The 473-nt window shown below is 57.5% G+C and carries 1 protein-coding gene; it reads left to right on the top strand.

The annotated features are described in order from the left end of the window. Positions 1-9: 9 nt before the first annotated feature. On the top strand, positions 10-473 hold a 464-nt coding region (locus tag AC0L27_RS41200; RefSeq protein WP_473323835.1), incomplete at its 3' end, for a septal ring lytic transglycosylase RlpA family protein.

Raw genomic sequence — 473 nt, 5'->3', positions numbered from 1 at the left:
GGAATGATAATGATTGCAGCGGTCTCAACTTGGACGGGGCTTCATGCGACCCCTGCCGTCGGGCAAACATTCAATGACAGATGGTCCATCGTTCCAAAGGCTCACGCGGAGCCCGCTCCTGAAGGACTCGATCAGACAAAGAAGGAGGAGCCGCAAGCGCAGTCTCCGAACGGACAAGAGCCGAACGATCGTTCAGGGGCTCAATCCTTCAATCGATTCATTTCCGGAAAAGCCTCCTACTATTCCTATTCCAAAGGCAAGACAGCGAGCGGTTCATCGTTTGATCGGAATCTACTAACCGCGGCGCACCGCCGTCTGCCGTTCGGCACGAGAGTCCGCGTCACTGATCTTGAGACGAATAAGTCGGTGGTCGTTCGTATCACCGACCGCGGACCATGGGTCCGTGGCCGCGTCCTCGACCTCTCGCTGGCGGCCGCGCGCAGCTTGGGGATTACAAATCGTGGCGTTGCTCA

It is taken from the genome of Bradyrhizobium sp. Ken51 (assembly GCF_055807435.1).
This window is presented reverse-complemented; position numbering and strand designations above follow the sequence as displayed.